The 21,518-nt window shown below is 73.5% G+C and carries 24 protein-coding genes; 5 read left to right on the top strand and 19 right to left on the bottom strand.

What is annotated here, in order from left to right; translation table 11 throughout:
- Positions 1–248: 248 nt before the first annotated feature.
- The 6 genes from JOE68_RS21750 to thyX form a co-directional block, all read right to left on the bottom strand.
- A complete protein-coding gene (locus JOE68_RS21750) occupies positions 249–1,928 on the bottom strand; it encodes a ribonuclease J (RefSeq protein ID WP_204844133.1) in 1,680 nt (559 codons plus the stop codon).
- Positions 1,925–2,821, bottom strand: a complete 897-nt coding sequence (gene dapA, locus JOE68_RS21745) for a 4-hydroxy-tetrahydrodipicolinate synthase (RefSeq protein ID WP_204844132.1) — start codon at positions 2,819–2,821, stop codon at positions 1,925–1,927. The genes JOE68_RS21750 and dapA overlap by 4 nt, the downstream gene beginning before the upstream one ends.
- A 49-nt stretch (positions 2,822–2,870) precedes the next feature.
- On the bottom strand, positions 2,871–3,491 hold the full coding sequence (locus JOE68_RS21740; protein WP_204844131.1) for a TIGR03085 family metal-binding protein: 621 nt from the start codon (positions 3,489–3,491) through the stop codon (positions 2,871–2,873).
- A gap of 36 nt (positions 3,492–3,527) precedes the next feature.
- Positions 3,528–4,943: a serine/threonine-protein kinase gene (locus tag JOE68_RS21735; protein WP_307819799.1), complete on the bottom strand. Its 1,416-nt coding sequence runs from the start codon at positions 4,941–4,943 to the stop codon at positions 3,528–3,530.
- 122 nt (positions 4,944–5,065) lie between these two features.
- Entirely contained in the window at positions 5,066–5,455 is a 390-nt protein-coding gene (locus JOE68_RS21730) for an ACT domain-containing protein (RefSeq protein ID WP_204844129.1), read from the bottom strand.
- A gap of 3 nt (positions 5,456–5,458) precedes the next feature.
- Positions 5,459–6,211 (bottom strand): FAD-dependent thymidylate synthase, encoded by a 753-nt coding sequence (gene thyX / locus JOE68_RS21725; RefSeq protein ID WP_204844128.1) that lies wholly within the window; start codon positions 6,209–6,211, stop codon positions 5,459–5,461.
- Between the two features lie 95 nt (positions 6,212–6,306).
- On the opposite strand from thyX, the gene JOE68_RS21720 reads away from it, so the two are divergent.
- Genes JOE68_RS21720 through JOE68_RS21710 form a run of 3 tightly spaced genes read left to right on the top strand, consistent with a single transcriptional unit; the run spans position 6,307 to position 8,286 of the window.
- Positions 6,307–6,816 (top strand): O-acetyl-ADP-ribose deacetylase, encoded by a 510-nt coding sequence (locus tag JOE68_RS21720; protein WP_204844127.1) that lies wholly within the window; start codon positions 6,307–6,309, stop codon positions 6,814–6,816.
- 59 nt (positions 6,817–6,875) lie between these two features.
- A complete protein-coding gene (locus JOE68_RS21715; protein WP_204844126.1) occupies positions 6,876–7,388 on the top strand; it encodes a toxin-antitoxin system HicB family antitoxin in 513 nt (170 codons plus the stop codon).
- A 10-nt stretch (positions 7,389–7,398) separates the two neighbouring features.
- Entirely contained in the window at positions 7,399–8,286 is an 888-nt protein-coding gene (locus JOE68_RS21710; RefSeq protein WP_204844125.1) for a DUF4097 family beta strand repeat-containing protein, read from the top strand.
- Between the two features lie 427 nt (positions 8,287–8,713).
- On the opposite strand, the gene JOE68_RS21705 is transcribed toward JOE68_RS21710, so the two are convergent.
- A complete protein-coding gene (locus JOE68_RS21705; RefSeq protein ID WP_204844124.1) occupies positions 8,714–9,919 on the bottom strand; it encodes a winged helix-turn-helix domain-containing protein in 1,206 nt (401 codons plus the stop codon).
- A gap of 25 nt (positions 9,920–9,944) precedes the next feature.
- The gene (locus JOE68_RS21700) at positions 9,945–10,796 is read right to left on the bottom strand and encodes an EamA family transporter (protein ID WP_204844123.1); all 852 of its coding nucleotides are present in this window, start codon (positions 10,794–10,796) and stop codon (positions 9,945–9,947) included.
- Between the two features lie 64 nt (positions 10,797–10,860).
- Here JOE68_RS21700 and JOE68_RS21695 point away from each other — a divergent pair, with 64 nt between their 5' ends.
- Positions 10,861–11,406, top strand: a complete 546-nt coding sequence (locus JOE68_RS21695; protein WP_204844122.1) for a GNAT family N-acetyltransferase — start codon at positions 10,861–10,863, stop codon at positions 11,404–11,406.
- A 30-nt stretch (positions 11,407–11,436) separates the two neighbouring features.
- Entirely contained in the window at positions 11,437–11,937 is a 501-nt protein-coding gene (locus JOE68_RS21690; RefSeq protein WP_204846220.1) for a YqaA family protein, read from the top strand.
- A gap of 84 nt (positions 11,938–12,021) precedes the next feature.
- Here JOE68_RS21690 and JOE68_RS21685 read toward each other — a convergent pair whose 3' ends face one another.
- The 11 genes from JOE68_RS21685 to truB all read right to left on the bottom strand — a co-directional run bounded on the left by JOE68_RS21685 (position 12,022) and on the right by truB (position 21,514).
- Positions 12,022–12,348, bottom strand: a complete 327-nt coding sequence (locus JOE68_RS21685) for a PRC-barrel domain-containing protein (RefSeq protein WP_204844121.1) — start codon at positions 12,346–12,348, stop codon at positions 12,022–12,024.
- 239 nt (positions 12,349–12,587) lie between these two features.
- Positions 12,588–13,043, bottom strand: a complete 456-nt coding sequence (locus tag JOE68_RS21680) for a hypothetical protein (protein WP_204844120.1) — start codon at positions 13,041–13,043, stop codon at positions 12,588–12,590.
- Entirely contained in the window at positions 13,040–13,840 is an 801-nt protein-coding gene (dapB, locus tag JOE68_RS21675) for a 4-hydroxy-tetrahydrodipicolinate reductase (RefSeq protein WP_204844119.1), read from the bottom strand. Before dapB ends, JOE68_RS21680 begins: the two co-directional genes overlap by 4 nt.
- Positions 13,837–15,141, bottom strand: a complete 1,305-nt coding sequence (locus JOE68_RS21670; RefSeq protein ID WP_204846219.1) for a M16 family metallopeptidase — start codon at positions 15,139–15,141, stop codon at positions 13,837–13,839. Before JOE68_RS21670 ends, dapB begins: the two co-directional genes overlap by 4 nt.
- A 98-nt stretch (positions 15,142–15,239) precedes the next feature.
- Entirely contained in the window at positions 15,240–17,480 is a 2,241-nt protein-coding gene (locus JOE68_RS21665) for a polyribonucleotide nucleotidyltransferase (RefSeq protein ID WP_204844118.1), read from the bottom strand.
- Positions 17,481–17,729: 249 nt separating this feature from the next.
- Positions 17,730–17,999 carry a 30S ribosomal protein S15 gene (rpsO, locus tag JOE68_RS21660; protein WP_121008423.1) on the bottom strand — a complete coding sequence of 90 codons (270 nt, stop codon included), beginning with the start codon at positions 17,997–17,999 and terminating at the stop codon, positions 17,730–17,732.
- A gap of 123 nt (positions 18,000–18,122) precedes the next feature.
- Entirely contained in the window at positions 18,123–18,584 is a 462-nt protein-coding gene (locus JOE68_RS21655; RefSeq protein ID WP_275584916.1) for a 2'-5' RNA ligase family protein, read from the bottom strand.
- A gap of 2 nt (positions 18,585–18,586) precedes the next feature.
- Positions 18,587–19,072, bottom strand: a complete 486-nt coding sequence (locus tag JOE68_RS21650) for a helix-turn-helix domain-containing protein (protein ID WP_204846217.1) — start codon at positions 19,070–19,072, stop codon at positions 18,587–18,589.
- A gap of 93 nt (positions 19,073–19,165) precedes the next feature.
- On the bottom strand, positions 19,166–20,104 hold the full coding sequence (locus tag JOE68_RS21645; protein WP_204844117.1) for a bifunctional riboflavin kinase/FAD synthetase: 939 nt from the start codon (positions 20,102–20,104) through the stop codon (positions 19,166–19,168).
- A 52-nt stretch (positions 20,105–20,156) separates the two neighbouring features.
- Positions 20,157–20,540: a hypothetical protein gene (locus JOE68_RS21640; protein ID WP_204844116.1), complete on the bottom strand. Its 384-nt coding sequence runs from the start codon at positions 20,538–20,540 to the stop codon at positions 20,157–20,159.
- 77 nt (positions 20,541–20,617) lie between these two features.
- The gene (truB, locus tag JOE68_RS21635; RefSeq protein ID WP_204844115.1) at positions 20,618–21,514 is read right to left on the bottom strand and encodes a tRNA pseudouridine(55) synthase TruB; all 897 of its coding nucleotides are present in this window, start codon (positions 21,512–21,514) and stop codon (positions 20,618–20,620) included.
- Positions 21,515–21,518: the final 4 nt, after the last annotated feature.

The following is a 21,518-nucleotide window of genomic DNA, read 5'->3' as shown; positions in this document are numbered from 1 at the left end:
ATCCGGTACCGCCAAGCCGGGAACCGCTCAGCCCCGCACCCCGCAAAAGCCCCACGGAGCAGGCACTACCACAAAAGCCCGCCGCACGAACCCCAGCACAAAAGACTCACCGCACAGACCCCACCCGCACGGGCCCGCCACTGAAGTCCCACCACAAGAGCTTCGCCGCAAAGCCCCACCGCACGAACCCCACCCCGCCCGGGTCCGGCGAAGGAGCGGCCGAGCCCGGACGGGGTTTCAGGTGCGGTTCACACCGGGATGATGGTGGGCACGATCATGGGGCGGCGGCGGTAGGTCTCGGCGACCCAGCGGCCCACCACGCGGCGCACGGCCTGCGCGATGCGGTGCGAGTCGGTGATGCCCTCGGCCTCGGTGCGGGACAGCTCCATCTCCACCAGGGACACCGCCTGGTCCAGCGCCTTCGGGTCGTCGGAGAAGCCGCGCCCGGACACGGTCGGCGGGGCGACCGCGCGGCCCGAGTTGGAGTCCACGGCCACCGTGATCGCGATGAAGCCGCCCTCGCCCAGCACCAGCCGGTCGGACAGGGTCGACTCGCCGACGTCGCCGACCGAGAGCCCGTCGACGTACACGTGGCCCACCTCGACCCGGCCGCTGATCGCCGCCTTGCCGTCGACCAGGTCCACCACGACGCCGTCCTCGGCGATCACGACCCGCTCCTCCGCCACGCCCGTGGCGACCGCGAGCGCCGCGTTGGCGCGCAGGTGGCGCCACTCGCCGTGCACCGGCATGACGTTCGACGGCCGCACCGCGTTGTAGAGGAACAGCAGCTCGCCCGCCGGCGAGTGGCCGGACACGTGCACCTTGGCGTTGCCCTGGTGGACGACCGTCGCACCGAGCCGCGCCAGGCCGTTGACCACGCCGAACACCGCGTTCTCGTTGCCCGGGATCAGCGACGACGCCAGCACGATGGTGTCGCCCGCCTTGATCGAGATCTGCCGGTGCTCGCCGCGCGCCATGCGGGACAGCGCCGACAGCGGCTCGCCCTGCGACCCCGTCGACACGAACAGGACCTCGTCCTCCGGCAGGTCCATGGCCTCGTTCAGGTCCACGAACAGGCCGTCGGGCACGTGCAGGAAGCCCAGCTCGGCCGCGATGCCCATGTTGCGGACCATCGAGCGCCCGACCAGCGCCACGCGCCGCCCGTACTGCACGGCCACGTCCAGCACCTGCTGCACGCGGTGCACGTGCGAGGCGAAGCACGCCACGATGACCCGCTGGTTGGCCTTGCGGATGACGTTCTCCAGCACCGGGCCGATCTCCCGCTCGGGCGCCACGAAACCGGGCACCTCGGCGTTGGTGGAGTCGACCAGGAACAGGTCCACGCCCTCGTCGCCCAGCCGGGAGAACCCGGCCAGGTCGGTCAGCCGCCCGTCCAGCGGCAACTGGTCCAGCTTGATGTCGCCGGTGTGCAGCACCAGGCCCGCCGACGTGCGGATGGCGACCGCCACCGCGTCCGGGATCGAGTGGTTGACCGCGAAGAACTCCAGCTCGTACGGCCCGAACGCGCGGCGCTCGCCGTCGGAGATCTCGACCAGCGCCGGGTTCTGCCGGTGCTCCCTGCACTTGGCCGCGAGCAGCGCCAGCGTGAACCGCGACCCCACCACGGGCAGGTCGGGGCGCAGCTTGAGCAGGAACGGCACCGCTCCGATGTGGTCCTCGTGCCCGTGGGTCAGGACCAGGGCGTCGATGTCGTCGAGGCGCTCCTCGATGGCGCGGAAGTCCGGCAGGATCAGGTCCACGCCGGGCTGGTCGTCCTCGGGGAACAGCACGCCGCAGTCCACGACCAGCAGCCGGCCGGCGTGTTCGAACACGGTCATGTTGCGGCCGACCTCGCCGATGCCGCCCAGTGCGACGACGCGCAGACCTCCGTCGGGCAGTGCGGGCGGGGGTGAGCTCGGGTTGATCACGCGTTGACTCCCAGTTCGGCCTTCACGGCCTCGATCTCGTCGGTTGTTGCCGGTACCAGGGGAAGCCTCGGGTCGCCCACGTCCACGCCCGTCAAGCGCAGCGCGGCCTTGGCGTAGGTGACGCCGGGCATCCGGTCGAACGGCCGCAGCAGCGGCAGCAGCTCGTGGTGGAGGGCGGTCGCGCGGGCGGTGTCGCCGCTCTCGAACGCGTCCAGCATGGCGCGCATCCGGTCGGCCGCGAGGTGCGCGATGACGCTGACGAAGCCGACCGCGCCCACCGACAGCCACGGCAGGTTCAGCGGGTCGTCGCCGGAGTAGTAGGCCAGGTCGGTGGCCGCGAGCACCTTGCTGCCCGCGAGCAGGTCGCCCTTGGCGTCCTTGACCGCCGCGATCCGGGGGTGCTCGGCCAGCCGCAGCAGCGTCTCGACCTGGATGGGGACCACCGAGCGGGGCGGGATGTCGTAGAGCATCACGGGCAGCCCGACGGCGTCGGCGACGGCGCGGAAGTGCGCCTCGACGCCCGCCTGGCTGGGACGCGAGTAGTACGGCGTGACCACCAGCAGGCCGTGCGCGCCGGCGGCCTCGGCCTGCCGCGCCAGGTGCACGCTGTGGGCGGTGTCGTACGTGCCGGCGCCGCCGACCACGGTCGCGCGGTCGCCGACGGCCTCGACGACGGCGCGGATCAGGTCCGCCTTCTCGGCATCGGTGGTGGTCGGGCTCTCACCGGTGGTTCCGTTCAGCACGAGACCGTCGTTGCCGAGCTCGACCAGGTGCTTCGCGAGGTGCTGCGCCTTGTCCAGGTCCAACGCCCCGGAGGCGTCGAACGGGGTCACCATGGCGGCGAGCACCCGGCCGAAAGGGCGGCCGGGTGAGGCGGTAGGGCATCCGGTCATGGCCAAACGCTACCGCCTGACCTGCGCGCGGGCCGTGATGGGCCGGCGATCACAGGCTCCGGTCGAGCGTTCTGACGGCCGCGACGGCGTCCCGGCCCCCGTCGTACTCCACCTCGGCGCGCTCGCGGCCGAAGGCGTGCACCAGCAGTTCCGAGACCTGGCCGGTCAGCACCACGGGGTCCGCGCCGGCCTTCGCGGTGATCGACTCGCCGTCGGGGCGGCGCAGCACCACGCCCACCGGGCTGCGGCGGTAGGTGAGCCGGGCGGCGGCGCGCAGCCCCCGCCACAGCACCGCGTCCCGCCTCGGGTCGGGCGAGCGGGGCTCCCAGCCGTCCCGGGCGCGCCGCACGTCCTCGTGGTGGACGAAGTACTCGACGCTGTTGACCGCCTCGTCCAGCAGGGCGTAGGGGGACCACCGGGGCGGCCCCGAGCGCACCAGGGCGACCAGCTCGCCCCACGGCCGGGCGGCGTACCGGTCCTGGACCGCGCGCGTGTGGCCGGCCAGCGGCGGCAGCAGGATGCCCGCCGCCGCGTCCGGCCGGCGCTCGCGCAGCACGAGGTGCGCGGCGAGGTCCCTGGTCCGCCACGGGTCGCACAGCGTGGGCGCGTCCGGCCCCACCTCGGCGAACAGCCCGGTCAGCAGCCTGCGTTCGTCCTGCGCGACACCCATGGGCCCAGGCTACTTCCCGGCGCGGGCCCGCGCGGTTCACTTCTCGGCGTAGACCCGCTCCGAGAGCAGCGCCCGGTCCTTGTCCCACAGCACGCAGGTGACGTCGCGCGTGCCCTTGGACGCCGAGTAGTCCTCTTTCCACTCCGCCTTGGTGGGCACGACCGCTGCGTAGCGCAGCGCCGTCGTCTTGTTCTCCATCGGCACCCGCGACGACGAGAACACCAGCGTGCAGTAGTCCTCGGCGAAGTTGCGCAGGAACTCTTCACCCGGATAGGGGACCGTGGCCAGCGACCCGAAGGCGTCGCCCTGCGCGAACACCTCGATGTTGTGCTCGTCGTCGCAGTCCGTGCTGCCCACCCGCACCGAGTCGGCCAGGAAGTTGTCCCCGCACTGGTTCTGGCCCAGCTTGAACTCGGGCAGCCGCCCACCGCCGCCGAAGGTGACCGTCGGCTCCATCGCGGCCGGCGGCTCGACGGAGGCCAGCCACCGGCCGGCCGCCACGCCGCCCGCGAAGAGCAGCACGGCGCCCAGGGCCGCGGCGGCGAGGACCAGCTTCTTCACCCACGGCCTGCGCTGGGGCGGCGGGGTGTACTGCACGGTCGGCGGCGGTCCGGCGAAGCCCTGCGGCGGCGTGGGGTGGGCGGCGGCCCGCTCCAGCATGGCGCGCGCCTGGGGGCCGCTGAGGCGGGCGTTCGGGTCGGGCATCAGCAGGCCGGTGATCACCGCGCCGAGCACGCCGTGCGCCCTGGTCAGCCGGGGCATCTCGGTCATGATCGCGTGCAGGGTGGACGCGGTGGTCGGGCGCTCGTAGGGGTTGGCGCCCTCCACCGCGTAGCAGAGCGTGGCGCCCAGGGCCCACAGGTCGGAGGCGGGCGACGCCTCGTGGCCGTGGATGCGCTCCGGCGACATGTACGCGGGCGAGCCGATCAGGCTGCCGCTGGTGGTCAGCCGCGGGTCGTCCACCGCCTGGGCGATGCCGAAGTCGGTCAGCTTCACCCGGCCGTTGGGCTGCACCATCAGGTTGCCGGGCTTGACGTCCCGGTGCACGATGCCGGCCTGGTGGGCGGTGTCCAGCGCGGACAGCGCCTGGATCGCGATCGCGATCACCCGGTCCTGCGCCAGCGGGCCGCCCCGCGCCACGATCGTGGACAGCGTGGCGGCCTCCACCAGCTCCATCACGATGTAGGTCAGGCCGTGCTCGGCGACCACGTCGAACACGGTGACCACGCCGGGGTCGTTGAGCCGGCCCGCGGTGCGCGCCTCGCGCAGCACCCGCTCCTCCAGCACGCGGCGCTCCTCGACCGCGATGCCGTCGGGCAGGTGCAGCTCCTTGATCGCGACCTGGCGGCCGATCACGTCGTCCTGCGCGCGCCACACCACGCCCATGCCACCCCGGCCGAGTTCGCCGAGCAGGGTGTACCTGCCCGCGATCACCCGCGGCCGGGCGCTCACAGCTCCTGGACCTGTCACCGTCGTACTCCTCGCCCCGTGGACGGCGGAACGCTACTTCAGACCACTGAGGACACCGCCCGGTTTCACGGATTTGTGATCCGCGGCGTCCCGGGCCGACCGCTTCACACCGGCAGGTGGACCTCGTGGCCGGAGGAGCGCAGCGCGGACACCGCCCGGCCCAGGTCGGAGGACTTCACCAGGAGGTGGTCGGTGTCGTAGGTGGACAGCGCGAACAGGCTCACCCCGGCCGCGGCCAGCTCACCGGACAGCGCCGCCATGATGCCGGTGAGCGTGAACTCCAGCGGGCCGCGCACGGTCAGCAGCCGCCAGCCCGGCTGCGCGGCGCCGGTCCCCGGCGCGTGCTCGCTCGGGCACACCACGGACAGCTCGTCCGGGGTCCTGGTCACCGACACCAGCTCGTGGTCGAGCAGCCCGGCCGGGACGGGCGCGTCGGCGGGGAGCCGCGCGACGGTGTACTCCCCCGGCCGCACGTCGACGATCAGCCTCCGCACGCGCTAGCCCTCGGTGACCAGCGGGCTGGACGCCACCTCGGTGCCGTCGGGCAGCGTGGAGACGGTGAAGTCGGCGAACGCGTTGGCCGCCGCCTTCTGGAGCTGGCGCAGGCACTCGACGGCGAGGGCGCGGATCTCCACGTCGGCGTGCTCGGTGGCGCGCATGGCGATGAAGTGCCGCCACGCCCGGTAGTTGCCGGTCACCACGATGCGGGTCTCGGTGGCGTTGGGCAGGATCGAGCGGGCCGCCTGCCGGGCCTGCTTGCGGCGCAGCGTGGCGCTCGGCACGTCGGAGAACTTGCGCTCCAGCCCGTCGAGCAGCTCGTTGTAGGCGTCGACGCCGGCCTGCGCGGCCTTGAGGAACTTCTCGTGCAGCTCGGGGTCGTTCGCGATGACGTCCGGCTCGACCACCGCGGCGTCCCGCTCGGGCACGTACCGCTGCGACAGCTGCGAGTACGAGAAGTGCCGGTGGCGGATCAGCTCGTGCGTGAGCGACCGCGAGATCCCGGTCAGGTAGAAGCTGACCGAGCCGTGCTCCAGGACGGACAGGTGGCCGACCTCGATGATGTGGCGCAGGTAGCCCTCGTTGGTCGCGGTGCGCGGGTTGGGCTTGGCCCACGACTGGTAGCAGGCGCGGCCGGCGAACTCGGCGAGCGCCTCGCCGCCCTCGGCGTCGGTGGACCACGGGACATCCTCCGGGGGGAAGAACTCCGTCTTCGCGATCAACTGCACCTTCGGCGACACCGTCTCTGCCATGGCCGGAACACTAACCGATCCGCCGGACGGCCCACCGTGCGACGGCGGGCGCTGCGGAGCGTGCCCGCACCGCGCCGCAGCGCACAATCCACGGCATGACGCGAATCGAACTCGCCCTGGGCGACATCACCGAGCAGCGGGTGGACGTCGTGGTGAACGCCGCGAACTCGTCGCTCCTGGGCGGCGGCGGGGTCGACGGCGCGATCCACCGCAAGGGCGGGCCGGAGATCCTCGCCGAGTGCCGGGCGCTGCGGGCCGGCCACCTCGGGCGGGGGCTGGGCGTCGGCCGGGCGGTGGCCACGACCGCCGGCCGGCTGCCCGCGAAGTGGGTCGTGCACACCGTGGGCCCGGTCTGGTCGGCCGAGGAGGACCGCTCGGCGCTGCCGGCCGACTGCCACCGCAACTCGCTGCTCGTCGCGGCGGGGCTGGGCGCGCGCAGCGTCGCGTTCCCGGCGATCTCGACCGGGGTCTACCGGTGGCCGGTCGACTCGGCGGCGGCGATCGCGGTGGCCGCCGTCACCGGGTTCGGCGATGTCGACCTGGTGCGGTTCGTGCTGTTCGACCAGCGCACCTTCGACGCCTTCGAGGCCGCGCTGTCGTCGTGACGCCATGTCGGCGTCAGGTCTCGCTTGACTGATGTCAGGTATGACGTCATGGTGGTGTCATGGACCTGTCGCCGTACATCACACAACTGCGCGAAGACCTCGCGACAGCCGCTGCCGCCGGGGACGACGGCACCCGGCGCACGGCCGCCGTGCTGTCCGCCGCGCTGGAGCCCGCCGCGCGGCTGGCGCTCATGAACGCGCTGTCCGACCTGGCCGCGGAGGTGACCGTGGCGCTCGACGGCCCGGTGGTCGACGTCCGGCTCGACGGCCGGGACGTCCGGGTGGTCGTCACCGGCTCGCCCGCCGCCGGCCAGGACCGCGAACCGGAGCCGCGGGAAGTGCCCCGGCCGACCGCGGGCGACGCCACGCGCATCACGCTGCGCCTGCTCAACGAGCTGAAGTCCAAGGCCGAGCAGGCCGCGGCGGCCGAGGGCCTGTCGCTGAACACGTTCGTCGCCCAGGCCGTGCAGGGCGCGGTGGGCGGGCACCGCAAGGGACCGTGGCAGCAGCCCGCGGCGGACCGGCCGCCCAAGGGCTCCGGCTCCCGCGTGCGCGGCTGGGTCCAGGGCTGAGGGGGGAACCGTGGAATCGGATGGCGTCGTGCGGCGGCAGAGCTTCGAGGTGGAGGGCGTGGTCGAGGTCGACGTCGCCCTGCTGGCCGGGCAGGTGCGGGTGCACCTGGTCGACGAGCCCGGCGTGCACGTGGAGATCAGGCACGAGCAGGCCGCGGGCGAGTCCTGGACCGCGGGCCTCAACGGCCTGCTGAGCTGGGTGAACGACCAGTTCGGGGCCGGTCGCGGCCAGCCCGTCGGGCCGGACGAGGCGGTGCGCGACGCGCTGGTCGAGCTGAGCGGGCAGCGGCTGCGGGTCCAGTCGTCCAGGTCGCTGCCGCTGCGGGCCGTGCCGCTGGGGGTGACGGTGCGCGCGCCGCACGGGTCGCACGTGATCGCGAAGGCCGGCGCGGCCGACGTGACGGTGACCGGCGCCGCCGGGCGCCTGGACATCCAGACCGGCACCGGTGGCGTCACCGCGGACCGCGCGGACGACCCGGCCCAGGTGAACTCCGGCTCGGGCAAGGTCCGGCTGGGCCCGATGCTGGGCGGGCTGCGGGCGAAGACCGGCAGCGGTGACATCGAGGTGTCCTCCGTCGGCGGCAACACCGTGGTGTTCACCGGCACGGGCGACGTGTGGCTGGGCGCGGTGCAGCACGACGTCCAGGTGCGCACCGGCAGCGGCGACGTCACGGTCGCCGACGCCGCCTCGGGCCGCCTCCAGCTGGGCACCGGGTCCGGCGACGTGCGCGTGGGCATCCGGCCCGGCGTGGCGGCCGAGGTCGACCTGGCCTCCACCTCGGGCACGGCCCGCAGCGAACTGGCCGTGTCGGACACCCGGCCGCCGGACGCGCCCGCCCTGTTCGTCACCGGCCGCACAGGCACCGGTCACGCCCTGGTGACCGCCTCCACGAGCTGACCGACCACCGGCGGAACGGGCAGACCCGGCAACCGCCCCCACGAGCCGACCGACCACTGGCGAAACGGGCAGACCCGACAACCGCCTCGTCAAGCCGACCGACCACCGGCGGAACGCGCAGACCCGACAACCACCCCCACGAGCCGACCGGCCACCCGCGGAACACGCAGACCCCTGCGGCGCGTGCGCCCCCGACGCGCGCGCCGCAGGCCCGCACCCGCCCGGCGACCGACGCTGCCCCGGTGCGTTCGCGCCCACCCCGCCCGCGCCCGCCACGGGCGCGAGGACCGGCTCGAAGCCCACCGGCCGACGAGCACGAAGCCCGCCCACCGGCCCGCGCACCCGCCTCACGCACGACCCGCCTGAAGCAGACCGCCGCCTGAAGCACGACCCGCCTGAAGCACCGCCCGCTAAAAACACCGCCCGCCTAACGCACCACCGCCTTCAACGCCGGCGCGAGGTCACCGCGCGGCGCCACCCGGACCTCCGCCAGCTCCAGCCAGTCCGCCATGTGCCGCAGCTCGGCGGCCAGCTCGACCGCCACCCGCCCGTGGTCCGCGCCCGGCTCCGAGTGCGCCGACTGCACGCGCAGCACGCCCGCCGCGCGGTCGGCCTTCAGGTCCACCCGGCCCACCAGTCGGCCGTCGAGCAGGAACGGGAAGACGTAGTAGCCGTGCACCCGCTTGGCCTGCGGCACGTAGATCTCGATGCGGTAGTGGAAGCCGAAGATCCGCTCCGTGCGGGCCCGCTCCCAGATCAGCGGGTCGAACGGGCACAGCAGGGCCCGGCCGGTGACGGCCCTGGGCACGCGGGCCTGCGCGTGCCGGTACGCGGGCGCGGACCAGCCGGCGACCTCGACCGGCTCCAGGACACCGGACTCCACCAGCTCGCGGACCGCCTGCCTGCTGCGCGCCGGCGCCAGGCGGTAGTAGTCGCGCAGGTCCGGTTCGGTCGCCACGCCCAGCGCCGCCGCGGCGCGGGACACCAGCTCGCGCGCGCCCTCCTCGGCGGGCACCCGGCGCGCCAGCACCTCCGGCGGCAGCACCCGCTCGGTGAGGTCGTAGAGGCGCTCGAAACCCCGCCGCGTGCCCGTCGTCAGCGCGCCCGCGCCGAACAGGTACTCGCAGATCTTCTTGACCTCCGACCAGTTCCAGCCCCAGTGGTCCTTCGACCGCGGGCCGCCCCCCGCCAGCTCCCGCTCGATCGCCCCCGCGCCGATCGGCCCCTTCTCCGCGACCACCGCCAGGATCTCGGCCACCAGCCGCGGCTCGCGCTCGGCGGTCGAGGTGTAGTTCCGCCACCAGCCCGGCTTCTTCGCCCCGGAGTGGAACAGCGGCCAGTCCTCCACCGGCACCAGGCTCGCCTCGTGGGCCCAGTACTCGACCAGCAGCCGGGGCCTGCGGGCGGTGTGCGACCAGGCCGCCTCGTCCACCAGCGAGGGCGCGTACGCGCCGAGGCGGCTGAAGACCGGCATGTAGTGCGCCCGGACGGCGACGTTCACCGAGTCGAGCTGGAGCAGCCGGACGCGCGAGAGCACCCGGCCGAGGTGCCGCCTGGTGGGCGGGGCGGCCGGCCGCGGGTCGGCGAAGCCCTGCGCCCCCAGCGCGATCCGGCGGGCGACGTCTGCGCTCATCTTCTGCACGGTCGGATGCTCCCACTCAGGTACGACAATTCCGCTCCGCCCGGACCACCAGCAGCACGGCCAGCACCACCAGCAGGCCGCCGGCCAGCTGGACCGGCCCGAACCGCTCACCGGCCAGCCACACCCCGAGCAGCACGGCGATCACCGGGTTCACGTACGCGTAGGTCGACACGGTCGACACCGGCAGCTTGTCCAGCACGTACACGTAGGCGCTGAACGCCAGCAACGACCCGAACACCACCAGGTAGCCCCACGCCCACCACGACTGCGCCGACACCTCCGACAGCACCGGCCGCTCCCCCGCGACCACCGCGCCCGCGGTCAGCACCACCCCGCCGACGAGCATCTCCACCGCCGACATCGCGAACGCGTCCCCGGACGGCAGGCGGCCGTTCAGGTACGTCCCCAGCGACCACCCGAACGCCGCCAGCAGCACCAGCCACGGCCCCCACCACGCCGAGCCGCCCACGTCGTGCAGCAGCAGCACGGCCAACCCGGCGAGACCGAGCACGACGCCCGCGTACGTCACGTAAGACGGCCGTTCGCCACCCACGCGCCGGAACACCACGACGTACAGCGGCACCGAAGCGACCAGCAGCGCCGCCAGGGCCGAGGGCACGGACTGCTCGGCCACCACCACCAGGCCGTTGCCGCACGCGGGCAGCAACAAGCCGAGCAGGACGGCGGTGCGCAACTGCGGTCGCGTCAACCGCACCCGACCGCGCAGGAGCAGCGCCAGGACCAGACCCGCGGTCACGAACCGCATACCCGCCGACAGCAGGGGCGGCATGGTCTCGATGGTGAATTTTATTGCTACGTAAGTAGAACCCCACACCACGTACACGACACCCAACGCAGCCCAACGCATGTTCGGCACGCTTTCACGGGGCACCCGTCCCGATCACGCGAGTTTCGGCCACTAGGGTGCCCGCATGGCCGATGCCACCGTGCGCGCCGCGCTCCCGGAAGACGTGCCCGAGATCGCCCGCATCCACCGGGACACCTGGCGCACCGCCTACCGGCACCTGGTGCCGGAGGAAGTGCTCGCCGGCCTCGGCGACACCACGCAGGCGTGGGCCGAGGCCGTGGCGGGCGGGCGGGTGCTCGTGGCCGCCGAAGGGCGGTTCCCGGTGGGGTTCTGCGTCGCCGGGGAGGCGCCGCGCGACGAGGTGGCCCGCGCCGACGGCACGCTGCCCGCCGACGCCGCGACCACCGCGCTGTTCAGCGTCCTGGTCGAGCCCCGGTGGGGCCGGCGGGGCCACGGCGGGCGGCTGCTCGCGACCGCCGCGCAGGCGCTGCGCGACCGCGGGAGCACCCGCGGCATCGCGTGGATCCCCGAGGCGGACAAGGCTTCCGCCGGCTTCTACGCCAAGGCCGGCTGGGCCGGCGACGGCACCGCCCGGACCCTGGACGCGGCGGGGCGACCGCTGCGCGAGATCCGGGTTTCCGGGGGGTTGTCCCTACTGCTGACGCCCTGAGCCGTTGCTAGCCTCGGACGGGTGTGGGCACTGCTGGGGTGGCTCGGCCTGACGTTCGGCGTGGCGTTCGGGTCGGCGATCATCCCCTTGATCAGCATCGAGGTCTTCGTCATCGGCCTCGTGACGCAGCAACCGCACATCTCGTGGTGGTGGATCGGCCTCGCCGTCGCGGTGGGCCAGGTGCTGGGCAAGATGTTCTACTTCCTGGCCGCGCGCGGCGACTGGCGGCTGCCCGCCTTCCTGCGCCGCGCGGAGAAGCCGGGGCAGCGGCTCACACCGCGGCGATCGCGGTGGAAGGCGCGGCTGGAACGGGTGCGGCTGCGCTGCCACCGGCACCCGCACTGGATGTTCGGCACGCACGCGGTCAGCTCCGTGGTGGGCCTGCCGCCGTTCATGTTCACCACGGTGCTGGCCGGGCTCGCGGGCATGTCGTCGTGGTTGTTCGTCACGACCGGGGTGGTCGGGCGGTTCGCCCGCTTCAGCGTGCTCGCCGCGTCGCCGGGCCTGGTGGCGGGCTGGCTGCTGCACTGAGCGCCACCGACCGCAGTGCCGACGGCCGCAGTGCCTCCCCGGATCGCAGTGCCGCCGACCGCAGTGCGATCGACCGCAGTGCCGCTAGCGCCGCTCGTGCCGCACGAGGCGCTGCGGTGGGACGCTGAGCCCGTAGTGGTCGTGCAGCTCCGCGTGCTCCACATCGGACAGTTCCGCGCTCACCCGCGGAGCGCCCTCGATCTCCTGCCGGGCGACCGGCACGACGAGCCGGTGGTGCTCGCGGACCTGCGCGCCCCGGATGGGCACGAGGGTCGTGGCGTCGTCGGTGCGCACGGCCGCCCAGAGCGGCCGGCCGTTGTCGAGCCACAGTTCCGCGACCGGGCCGATGCGCTCGCCGTACCGGTCGAGCAGGTCGCAGTCGTACAAGAGGTCCACCGCTGATCGCTCCATGCCCAGGCGGATACCCGAACGGCGCAGCGGCAGCACCCGAATGCACCTGGTCGGGTGACCGGTTGTGCCCTACGTCAAGGTGAGCGCTGCCCCGATCGCGGTGACGATGACCAGACAGGCGATGGTGAGCCGCAGGTTCTCGCAGTTGGTGCGCACGGCTCCACGGTATCGACGTGCCACCAAACAAACCAAGGCAAAAAGGCGTTAAGACCGGATGAACTGCATCTCACCCAGTTGCCTCACGAATGATTCTTCGGCACTTGGAATAGGTCGATCGCCCTGCGCATGACCTCGCGGGCCCGGCCGCGGTCGCCCGCCAGGTCGTACGCCTGCGCCAGCAGGAACCAGCGCCGCCAGTCCTCCGGCTCGGCCTCCACCTCGGCCCGGCGCTCCTCGAACCAGGCGTCCGCCGCCGCCCGGTCCACCCGCCCCGACGGCCGGCGCGGCAGCCCGGACGTGTCGAGCAGCCGCCCCTCGTCGTGCAGCCGCCGCGCCATCGCCTCGGTGACGAACCCGAACCGCAGGTTCGTCCACGCGATCCACGCCCCGATCAGCGGCAGCACCAGCACGCCGACGCCCAGCCCCACGCCCACCGGGTCACCGGTGCCGAGCAGCGCCACCGCGCGCCCGCCGAGCAGCACGAAGTACACCGCGAGCGCCGCGGTGACCAGGAACGCGGTGGTGCGGGTCTTCACAGGTCCATGTACTCGTCGAGCCCCACCGACAGGCCGGGGTGCGCGGCCACCGACCGCACGGCCAGCAGCACGCCCGGCATGAACGACGTGCGGTCCAGGGAGTCGTGCCGCAGGGTCAGCGTCTCGCCCTCCGTGCCGAACACCACCTCCTGGTGCGCGATGAGGCCCGCGATCCGCAGCGAGTGCACCCGGACGTCGCCCACCAGCGCGCCGCGCGCCCCCGGCGCCTCCTGGGCGGTCGCGTCGGGCATCGCCGGCAGGCCGGCCGCCTCCCGCGCCCGCGAGATCAGCCGGGCCGTGTGCGCCGCCGTGCCGGACGGCGCGTCCAGCTTGCGCGGGTGGTGCAGCTCGACGACCTCGGCCGAGTCGTAGTAGCGGGCGGCCAGCTCCGCGAACCGCATCGACAGCACCGCGCCGATCGCGAAGTTCGGGGCCACCAGCACGCCCAGCGAGGGCTTGGCCGCCAGCCACCCCTCGACCGCGGAGAGCCGCTCCGCGTCGAACCCGGAGGTGCCGACCACCGCGTGCAGGTCGTTGTCCACGCAGAACCGGAGGTTGTCCATCACGACCTCGGGGTTGGTGAAGTCGACCACCACCTGCGCGCCCGCGTCGGTCAGGGCGGACAGCGGGTCGCCCGCGTCCACCGCGGCCACGACCGCCAGGTCGTCGGCCGCCTCCACGGCGCGGACGACCTCCGCGCCCATGCGCCCGCGCGCGCCGATCACACCCACCCGGACGGGGTTCTTCCCCTGGTCGGAGGACCGCTGCGCGGAAGGGCCGGAAGAACGCTGAGTCAAGAGATCACCTCGTGCACCTGGGACGGCAAGTCGTCGGCGTGAGCGTAGGGGCCGACCACGGCGGCGGCGACGGGGCGGCGCAGCAACTCGCGGGCCAGCGCGGCGACGTCCTCCGCGGTGACCTCGTCGATGCGCGCGAGGGTCTGCTCCACCGACAGGTAGTCGCCGTAGTTCAGCTCGCCCTTGCCGATCCGCGACATGCGCGAGCTGGTGTCCTCCAGCCCGAGCACGAGCCCGCCGCGCAGCTGGCCCTTGCCGCGCGCCACCTCGGCGTCGTCCAGACCGCCCGCCGCCACGACCGAGAGCACCTCGCGCACCACGCCCGCCACGTCGCCGAGGCGGTCGGGCTGGCAGCCCGCGTAGACCGACCACGTGCCGGCGTCCGCGTACAGGCCCACCGACGAGTACACCTGGTAGGCCAGGCCCCGCCGCTCGCGGACCTCCTGGAACAGCCGGGAGCTCATGCCGCCGCCCAGCGCGGCGTTGAGCACGTTGAGCGCGAACCGGCGCTCGTCGTGCCGGTCCAGCGCGCGCACGCCCAGCATCAGGTGCGCCTGCTCGGTGTCGTCGCTGTGCAGCACCAGCTTGCGCGCGCCGGGGATGCGGGCGCGGCCCGCGCGCGGCGCGACGGGCGTGCCGGCGCGGCTCAGGCGGGCGCCGACCTGCTTGCGCACCAACCGCATCACGTGGCCGTGCTCGACGTTGCCCGCCACCGCCAGCACCATCCGGGGCGGCGTGTAGCGGCGCTTGTAGAACCCGTACAGCGCGGTGCGGTCCATGTCCTGGATGGACTGCTCGGTGCCCAGCACCGCGCGCCCCAGCGGGTGGTCGCCCAGCAGCGCGTCCAGGAAGGCGTCGTGCAGCAGGTCTTCCGGGTCGTCGTCGCGCATGGCGATCTCTTCCAGCACCACGCCGCGCTCGGTCTCGAAGTCGCGCGGCTCGCACAGCGCCTCGAACACCACGTCGCACACCAGGTCCAGCGCCAGCGGCAGGTCCTCGTCCAGGACGTGCGCGTAGTAGCAGGTGTGCTCCTTGGCGGTGAACGCGTTCAGCTCGCCGCCCACCGCGTCGATCTCCTCGGCGATCGCCGCCGCCGACCGGGTCGCGGTGCCCTTGAACAGCAGGTGCTCCAGGTAGTGCGCCGCGCCGGCCACGTCGGCGCGCTCGTCGCGCGAGCCGACCTGGACCCACAGCCCGACCGAGGCCGACCGCACGCCGGGGATCCGCTCGGTGATGACCCGCAGGCCCGACGGCAGCACGCTGCGGCGCACGTCCACCCCGGTCGCGCCGCGCTCCAGCACCCGCGTGCTGCCGGGCCGCTGGAGGTGGCCGAGACCGGGGCGGAGCGGACGGCCGCGGGCGCCCGAAGCGCCCGCGGCCGTCCCGTTGACGCCAGTGGTCACTGCGCCGCGGACTCGGCCGGGGCGGTGTCCTGCGCGGGAGCGGCGTCCTGCGCCGGGGCGGCGGCCTCGTCCTCGTCCACCAGGACCAGGCTGATCTTGCCGCGCTGGTCGATGTCCGCGATCTCCACGCGGAGCTTGTCGCCGACCTTGACGACGTCCTCCACCTTGGCGATGCGCTTGCCGTTGCCCAGCTTGGAGATGTGGATCAGGCCGTCCTTGCCGGGCAGCAGCGAGACGAACGCGCCGAACGCCGCGGTCTTCACCACGGTGCCCAGGAACCGCTCGCCCACCTTCGGCAGCTGCGGGTTGGCGATGGCGTTGATCAGGCCGATCGCCGCCTCGGCCGACGGGCCGTCCGCCGCGCCGACGTAGATCGTGCCGTCGTCCTCGATGGAGATGTCGGCGCCGGTCTGCTCGGTGATCGAGTTGATCATCTTGCCCTTCGGCCCGATCACCTCGCCGATCTTGTCGGTCGGGATCTTCACCGAGGTCACGCGCGGCGCGAACGGGCTCATCTCGTCCGGGCGGTCGATGGCCTCGGCCATCACCTCCAGGATGGTCAGGCGGGCGTCGCGGGCCTGGCCCAGCGCCGCGCCCAGCACCTCGGACGGGATGCCGTCGAGCTTCGTGTCCAGCTGGAGCGCCGTCACGAACTCCTTGGTGCCGGCGACCTTGAAGTCCATGTCGCCGAACGCGTCCTCGGCGCCGAGGATGTCGGTCAGCGCGACGTACTCGGTCTTGCCGTCGACCTCGTCGGACACCAGGCCCATCGCGATGCCCGAGACCGGGGCCTTGAGCGGCACGCCGGCGTTGAGCAGCGACATGGTGGACGCGCAGACCGAGCCCATCGAGGTGGAGCCGTTGGAGCCCAGCGCCTCGGAGACCTGGCGGATCGCGTAGGGGAACTCGTCGCGCTTGGGCAGCACGGGCACCAGCGCCCGCTCGGCCAGCGCGCCGTGGCCGATCTCGCGCCGCTTGGGCGAGCCCACGCGGCCGGTCTCGCCGGTGGAGAACGGCGGGAAGTTGTAGTGGTGCAGGTAGCGCTTGTGCGTCTCCGGCGACAGCGAGTCGATCTGCTGCTCCATGCGCAGCATGTTCAGCGTGGTGACGCCCAGGATCTGGGTCTCGCCGCGCTCGAACAGCGCCGAGCCGTGCGCCCGCGGGATCAGCTCGACCTCGGCGGACAGCGACCGGATCTCGGTCAGGCCGCGGCCGTCGATGCGGACCTTGTCGCGCAGGATGCGCTGCCGCACCAGCTTCTTGGTCAGCGAGCGGAACGCCGCGCCGACCTCCTTCTCCCGGCCCTCGAACCGCTCGGCCAGGCCGTCCAGCACCGACGCCTTGACCTCGTCGATGCGGGCCTCGCGCTCCTGCTTGCCGGCGATGGTCAGCGCCTGCGCCAGGTCGGTCGCGCCGGCCTCCTCGACGGCCGCGAACGCGTCGTCCTGGTAGGCCGGGTAGGTCGGGAACTCGCCGGTCGCCTTGGCGGCGCGCGCGGCCAGCTCGGCCTGCGCGTCGCACAGCGCCTTGATGAACGGCTTCGCGGCCTCCAGGCCGGCCGCCACGACCTCCTCGGTCGGGGCCTGCGCGCCCTCGGCGACCAGGTCGACGACCCGCTCGGTGGCCTCGGCCTCGACCATCATGATGGCGACGTCGTCGCCCACCACGCGGCCCGCGACGACCATGTCGAAGACGGCCTTCTCCAGCTGCTCGTGGGTCGGGAAGGCGACCCACTGGCCCTCGACCAGCGCCACCCGGACGCCGCCGATGGGGCCGGAGAACGGCAGGCCGGCCAGCTGCGTGGACGCGGACGCGGCGTTGATCGCCACCACGTCGTACAGGTCGGCCGGGTTCAGGCTCATCACCGTGATGACGACCTGGATCTCGTTGCGCAGGCCGTCCACGAAGGACGGGCGCAGCGGGCGGTCGATCAGGCGGCAGGTCAGGATCGCGTCGGTCGACGGGCGGCCCTCGCGGCGGAAGAACGAGCCGGGGATCCGGCCCGCCGCGTACATGCGCTCCTCGACGTCCACCGTGAGGGGGAAGAAGTCGAAGTGCTCCTTCGGGTGCTTGGACGCCGTCGTCGCCGACAGCAGCATCGTCTCGTCGTCCAGGTAGGCGACGACCGAACCGGCCGCCTGACGGGCCAGCCGGCCCGTCTCGAACCGGATCGTGCGAGTGCCGAACCGGCCGTTGTCGATCACGGCAGAAGTCTCGTGGACCTCGATGTCCGTCATGTGTTCCAGTACTCCTCGTCACACGGGACGCGCCGGTGCGAGCGCGGTTCGCGGCACGGACGAGGCCGGTCTTCGATCGAAGTCCCCTGGGGTTCGTCCCGACCAGGGGGCCACTACCGAGGACCGGCGGGCTGTCGTCACCGGTGCGCCGCGCGCGTGCGCGCGTCCCTCGTCTTCATCGCTGTTTTCGTGTCGTGCTGTGCTGCGCCGAGGGGGAGCGACCGGTCGGCCGCTCCCCCTCGGCGGCTGTCACCTGCGCAGGCCCAGTCGCGAGATGAGCGACCGGTAGCGCTGGATGTCGACCTTCTGGAGGTAGTTGAGCAGCCGGCGGCGACGGCCGACCAGCAGCAGCAGGCCACGACGCGAGTGGTGGTCGTGCTTGTGCTGCTTGAGGTGCTCGGTCAGGTCCGCGATGCGCTTGCTCAGCAGCGCGACCTGGGCCTCGGCGGAGCCGGTGTCCGTGTCGTGGACGCCGTACTCGGCGAGGATGGTCTTCTTCTCCTGGGTGGTCAGTGCCACGTTCCCGCTACTCCTCTTACCTGATCGGTGTTCCGTGCGGCCCCCGTCGCCGGGGGTAGTCGGTCGTGGCCGCCACGGACCGCAGCCAGACCCAACTGTCGAGGTTACCAGCAGTCCGCGCGCTCAGCCGTTCGGCGTGGTCAAGGGCACCCGGTCGAGCACCTCGTACCCGGTGGTCGGACCACTGCTCACCAGCACCACCTCGTCGACGGTCCACTCGCGACCGGTGAACTCCACGGGCGGCCAGCGGACGTCGCGGCGGCGCGAGCGGGCGACCGTCAGGTGCGGGCGCCAGTCCGCGCCCGCGCCGGCGGCCACCGCCAGCGGGCGCAGCGGCCCGACCACGCCGACCCACAGCACCCCGGGGAACGCGCCGGAGCCCGCCAGCCGCACCACCGGGGCGGGCAGCCCCCGCAGGCCGGCCGGCAGCCCGGCCGGCTCCGCGTGGTCGCCGTGGAAGCGGAGCGTGACGTGCCAGCGCCGCGGCGCGCTCCACTTCAGGTCCGGGCGCGCCGCGCGCAGCGGGCGCAGCGCCTCGGCCAGCTCGGCCACCACCGGCTCGGGCGGGAAGACGCCCGTGAACAGCCTCAGGGCTCGCGCACCGCGCCGGCGCGGCGCAGCAGGTCGGCCAGCGCCGGGAAGTCCTCGCCCAGCACGTCCGCCGCCTGGGACAGCTCCCGGCGGTCGGCGACGCGGCGCAGGAACGGGAACACCGCGGCCTCGTCGTCCGCGCCGTTGACCGGCAGCGAGTCGCGGCTGACCGTCGGCTTCGACTCGCGCACCTCCTCCAGCGCGCGCTGGAGCGCCTCCGGCGCGCCGGTCGCCACGTCCGGGGTGAGGACCTTGCGCTCCAGCATGATCATCCGCGCGAGCACCGACGGGTTGCCGATCTTGGCCCGCCGGCCGCTCATCACCTGGCTGAGCATCGGGGCGCTGATCCCGAGCACGTCCGCGAGCTGCGCCTGCGACACGTTGAAGGCGACCACCAACCGGCGCACCCGGTCCCCCAAGGGCTCCCCGTACCACTCGCGCTGCAGCGCGAGGTTGCGCTGGACGATCTTGTGGTCCTCCACCTTCGCCTCTCCCCTGACCGGCTTGGACGTGACAGGCATCTTGCCAGGTAAGTGGCACCCGCAAGAGGTGTTCCACCCGGGTGGTTCAACGCGTCACGCACCGGCCTCCGGCAGGACGTCCCGCGTTTCCGCGACGTCCCGGTGCATCTGCTCCAGCAGCGCCTCGACGGTGTCGAACCGCTCCATGTCCCGCAGCCGCGCCACGAAGTCCAGGGCGACCCGCTGGCCGTAGAAGTCCTCGTCGACGTCGAGCACGAACGCCTCGACCCGGCGCTCCCGGCCGGAGAAGGTCGGGTTGGTGCCCACCGACACCGCCGCGCGCAGCCGGCGACCGCTGCCGTGGACGAACCAGCAGGCGTAGACGCCGTCGGCGGGCACCGCGGCGAACCGCGCGGTCGACAGGTTCGCCGTGGGGAAGCCCAGCTCCTTGCCGCGGCCGTCGCCGCGCACCACGATGCCCTCCAGCCGGTGCGGGCGGCCCAGCGCGTGCGCGGCGGCCTTCACGTCGCCGGCGTCGATGCACGCCCGGATGTAGGTCGAGGAGTAGGTCACGCCGTCGTCGGTCACCAGATCCGCTCCCTCCGTGCCGAACCCGAACCGCTGCCCCAGGGTGCGCAGCAGGTCGACGTTGCCCGCCGCCCGGTTGCCGAAGGTGAAGTTCTGCCCCACGACGACGGCGGCGGCGTGCAGGCGGTCGACCAGCACCTCGTGCACGAACACGTCGGCGGGCATCCGCGACACCTCGACGGTGAACGGCAGGACGCAGAACACGTCCACCCCCAGCCGCTCGACCAGCTCGGCGCGCTGCCGCAGGCTGGTCAGCTGGGCGGGGTGGCTGCCGGGCCGCACGACCTCGGACGGGTGCGGGTCGAAGGTCATCAGGACGGACGGGACGCCCTTCTCCGCGGCCGAGGCCACCGCCCGGTCGATCAGCGCCTGGTGCCCCCGGTGCACCCCGTCGAACACCCCGATCGTCACGACGCACCGCCCCCAGCCGCCGGGCAGGTGCTCCACTCCACGCCACCGTTGCACGGTGCGCAGCCTACGGGGGCCGGTGCGGTGCGTCAGGCCAGGGAGAGCACCCTCACCGCTCGCGGTCGTGGCGGATGTCGCGGCCCGCCTGGTGGACCGTTCCGCCCTCGTGCGCGGTGGCGTTCTGGTTGATCGTCGTGCTGGAGTCGACCGCCGTGCCGGAGTCGAACGTGACCGAGCCCAGCGTCCCGGCCTGCACGACGCCGCCGCCCACGTGCCCCGACACGACGTTGTGGACGCCCGGCGCCGGGGCGGGCGGCTGCCCGCGGCGCTCGGAGCGCTGCGCGGCGAGGCCGACGACCACGCCCACCGCGGTGAGCAGCACGACGCCGCCCCACGTCCAGGGGTTGTCGGCGTGGTCGGTGGCCAGGTTGATCACCACCCCGGTCGCCGAGGTGACAACGCCGGCCGCGGTCGGCCACACCCATCTCGCCATGGCGCCCACGGTAGGGCCCCGCGGTCGGCGTGAGAACCGCCACCGGCGTGGCCGGGCCCGGTCGCCCGCCGCGGGCCTCACCCGGCCGGGGTGAGGACCACCACGGGCTTGGCGATCGGCCCCTCGTCCCTGGCCAGCGCCACCACGTGGCCGTCCGGCCCGAAGACGCCGTAGGTGCCGGCCAGGCCGCCCGCCGCGAGCCGCTGGCCGTGGGACAGCGCGACGGCCTCGCGCGGCGCGATCTCGCGGCGCGGGAAAGCCTTGGCGACCGCCTCGTCCAGGTCCAGCGACAGGCCGGGCGACTGCTCCAGCTGCGCCAGCGTCCGCGCCACCCGCAGGTCGAACGGGCCGACGCGGGTGCGGCGCAGGGCCGCCAGGTGGCCGCCCACGCCCAGGTCCGCGCCCAGGTCGCGGGCCAGCGCGCGCACGTAGGTGCCCGACGAGCACTCCACCATCACGTCCAGCTCGGTCGCGGCGCCCTCGCGGCGGATCGCCAGGACGTCGAACCGGTGCACGGTCACCGGGCGCGCGGGCAGCTCGACCTCCTCGCCGGCGCGCACCCGCGCGTAGGCGCGCTTGCCGTCGACCTTCACCGCGCTGACCGCGCTGGGCACCTGCTGGATCGGGCCGGTGAGCTTCGCGACGCCGGCCCGGATGTCCTCCTCGGGCACGGCCGAGGCGTCCGAAGTGGACAGCACCTCGCCCTCCGCGTCGTCGGTGGTGGTGGCGGAGCCGAGGTGGATGGTGGACAGGTACGCCTTGCTGTCCAGCGCCAGGTGGCCCAGCAGCTTCGTCGCCCGCTCCACGCCGAGCACGAGGATGCCGGTCGCCATCGGGTCGAGCGTGCCCGCGTGCCCCACCTTCCGGGTGCCGAGGATGCGGCGGACCTTCGCCACCACGTCGTGTGAGGTCATTCCGTCCGGCTTGTCGACGACGACGAGACCCGGCTGCACAGCGGAAGATGATGCGGACACGACC

It is taken from the genome of Saccharothrix algeriensis (assembly GCF_016907655.1).
GTDB classification, from domain to species: domain Bacteria; phylum Actinomycetota; class Actinomycetes; order Mycobacteriales; family Pseudonocardiaceae; genus Actinosynnema; species Actinosynnema algeriense.
The sequence above is the reverse complement of the archived record's forward strand: the minus strand, read 5'-3'. Positions and strand labels throughout refer to the sequence as shown.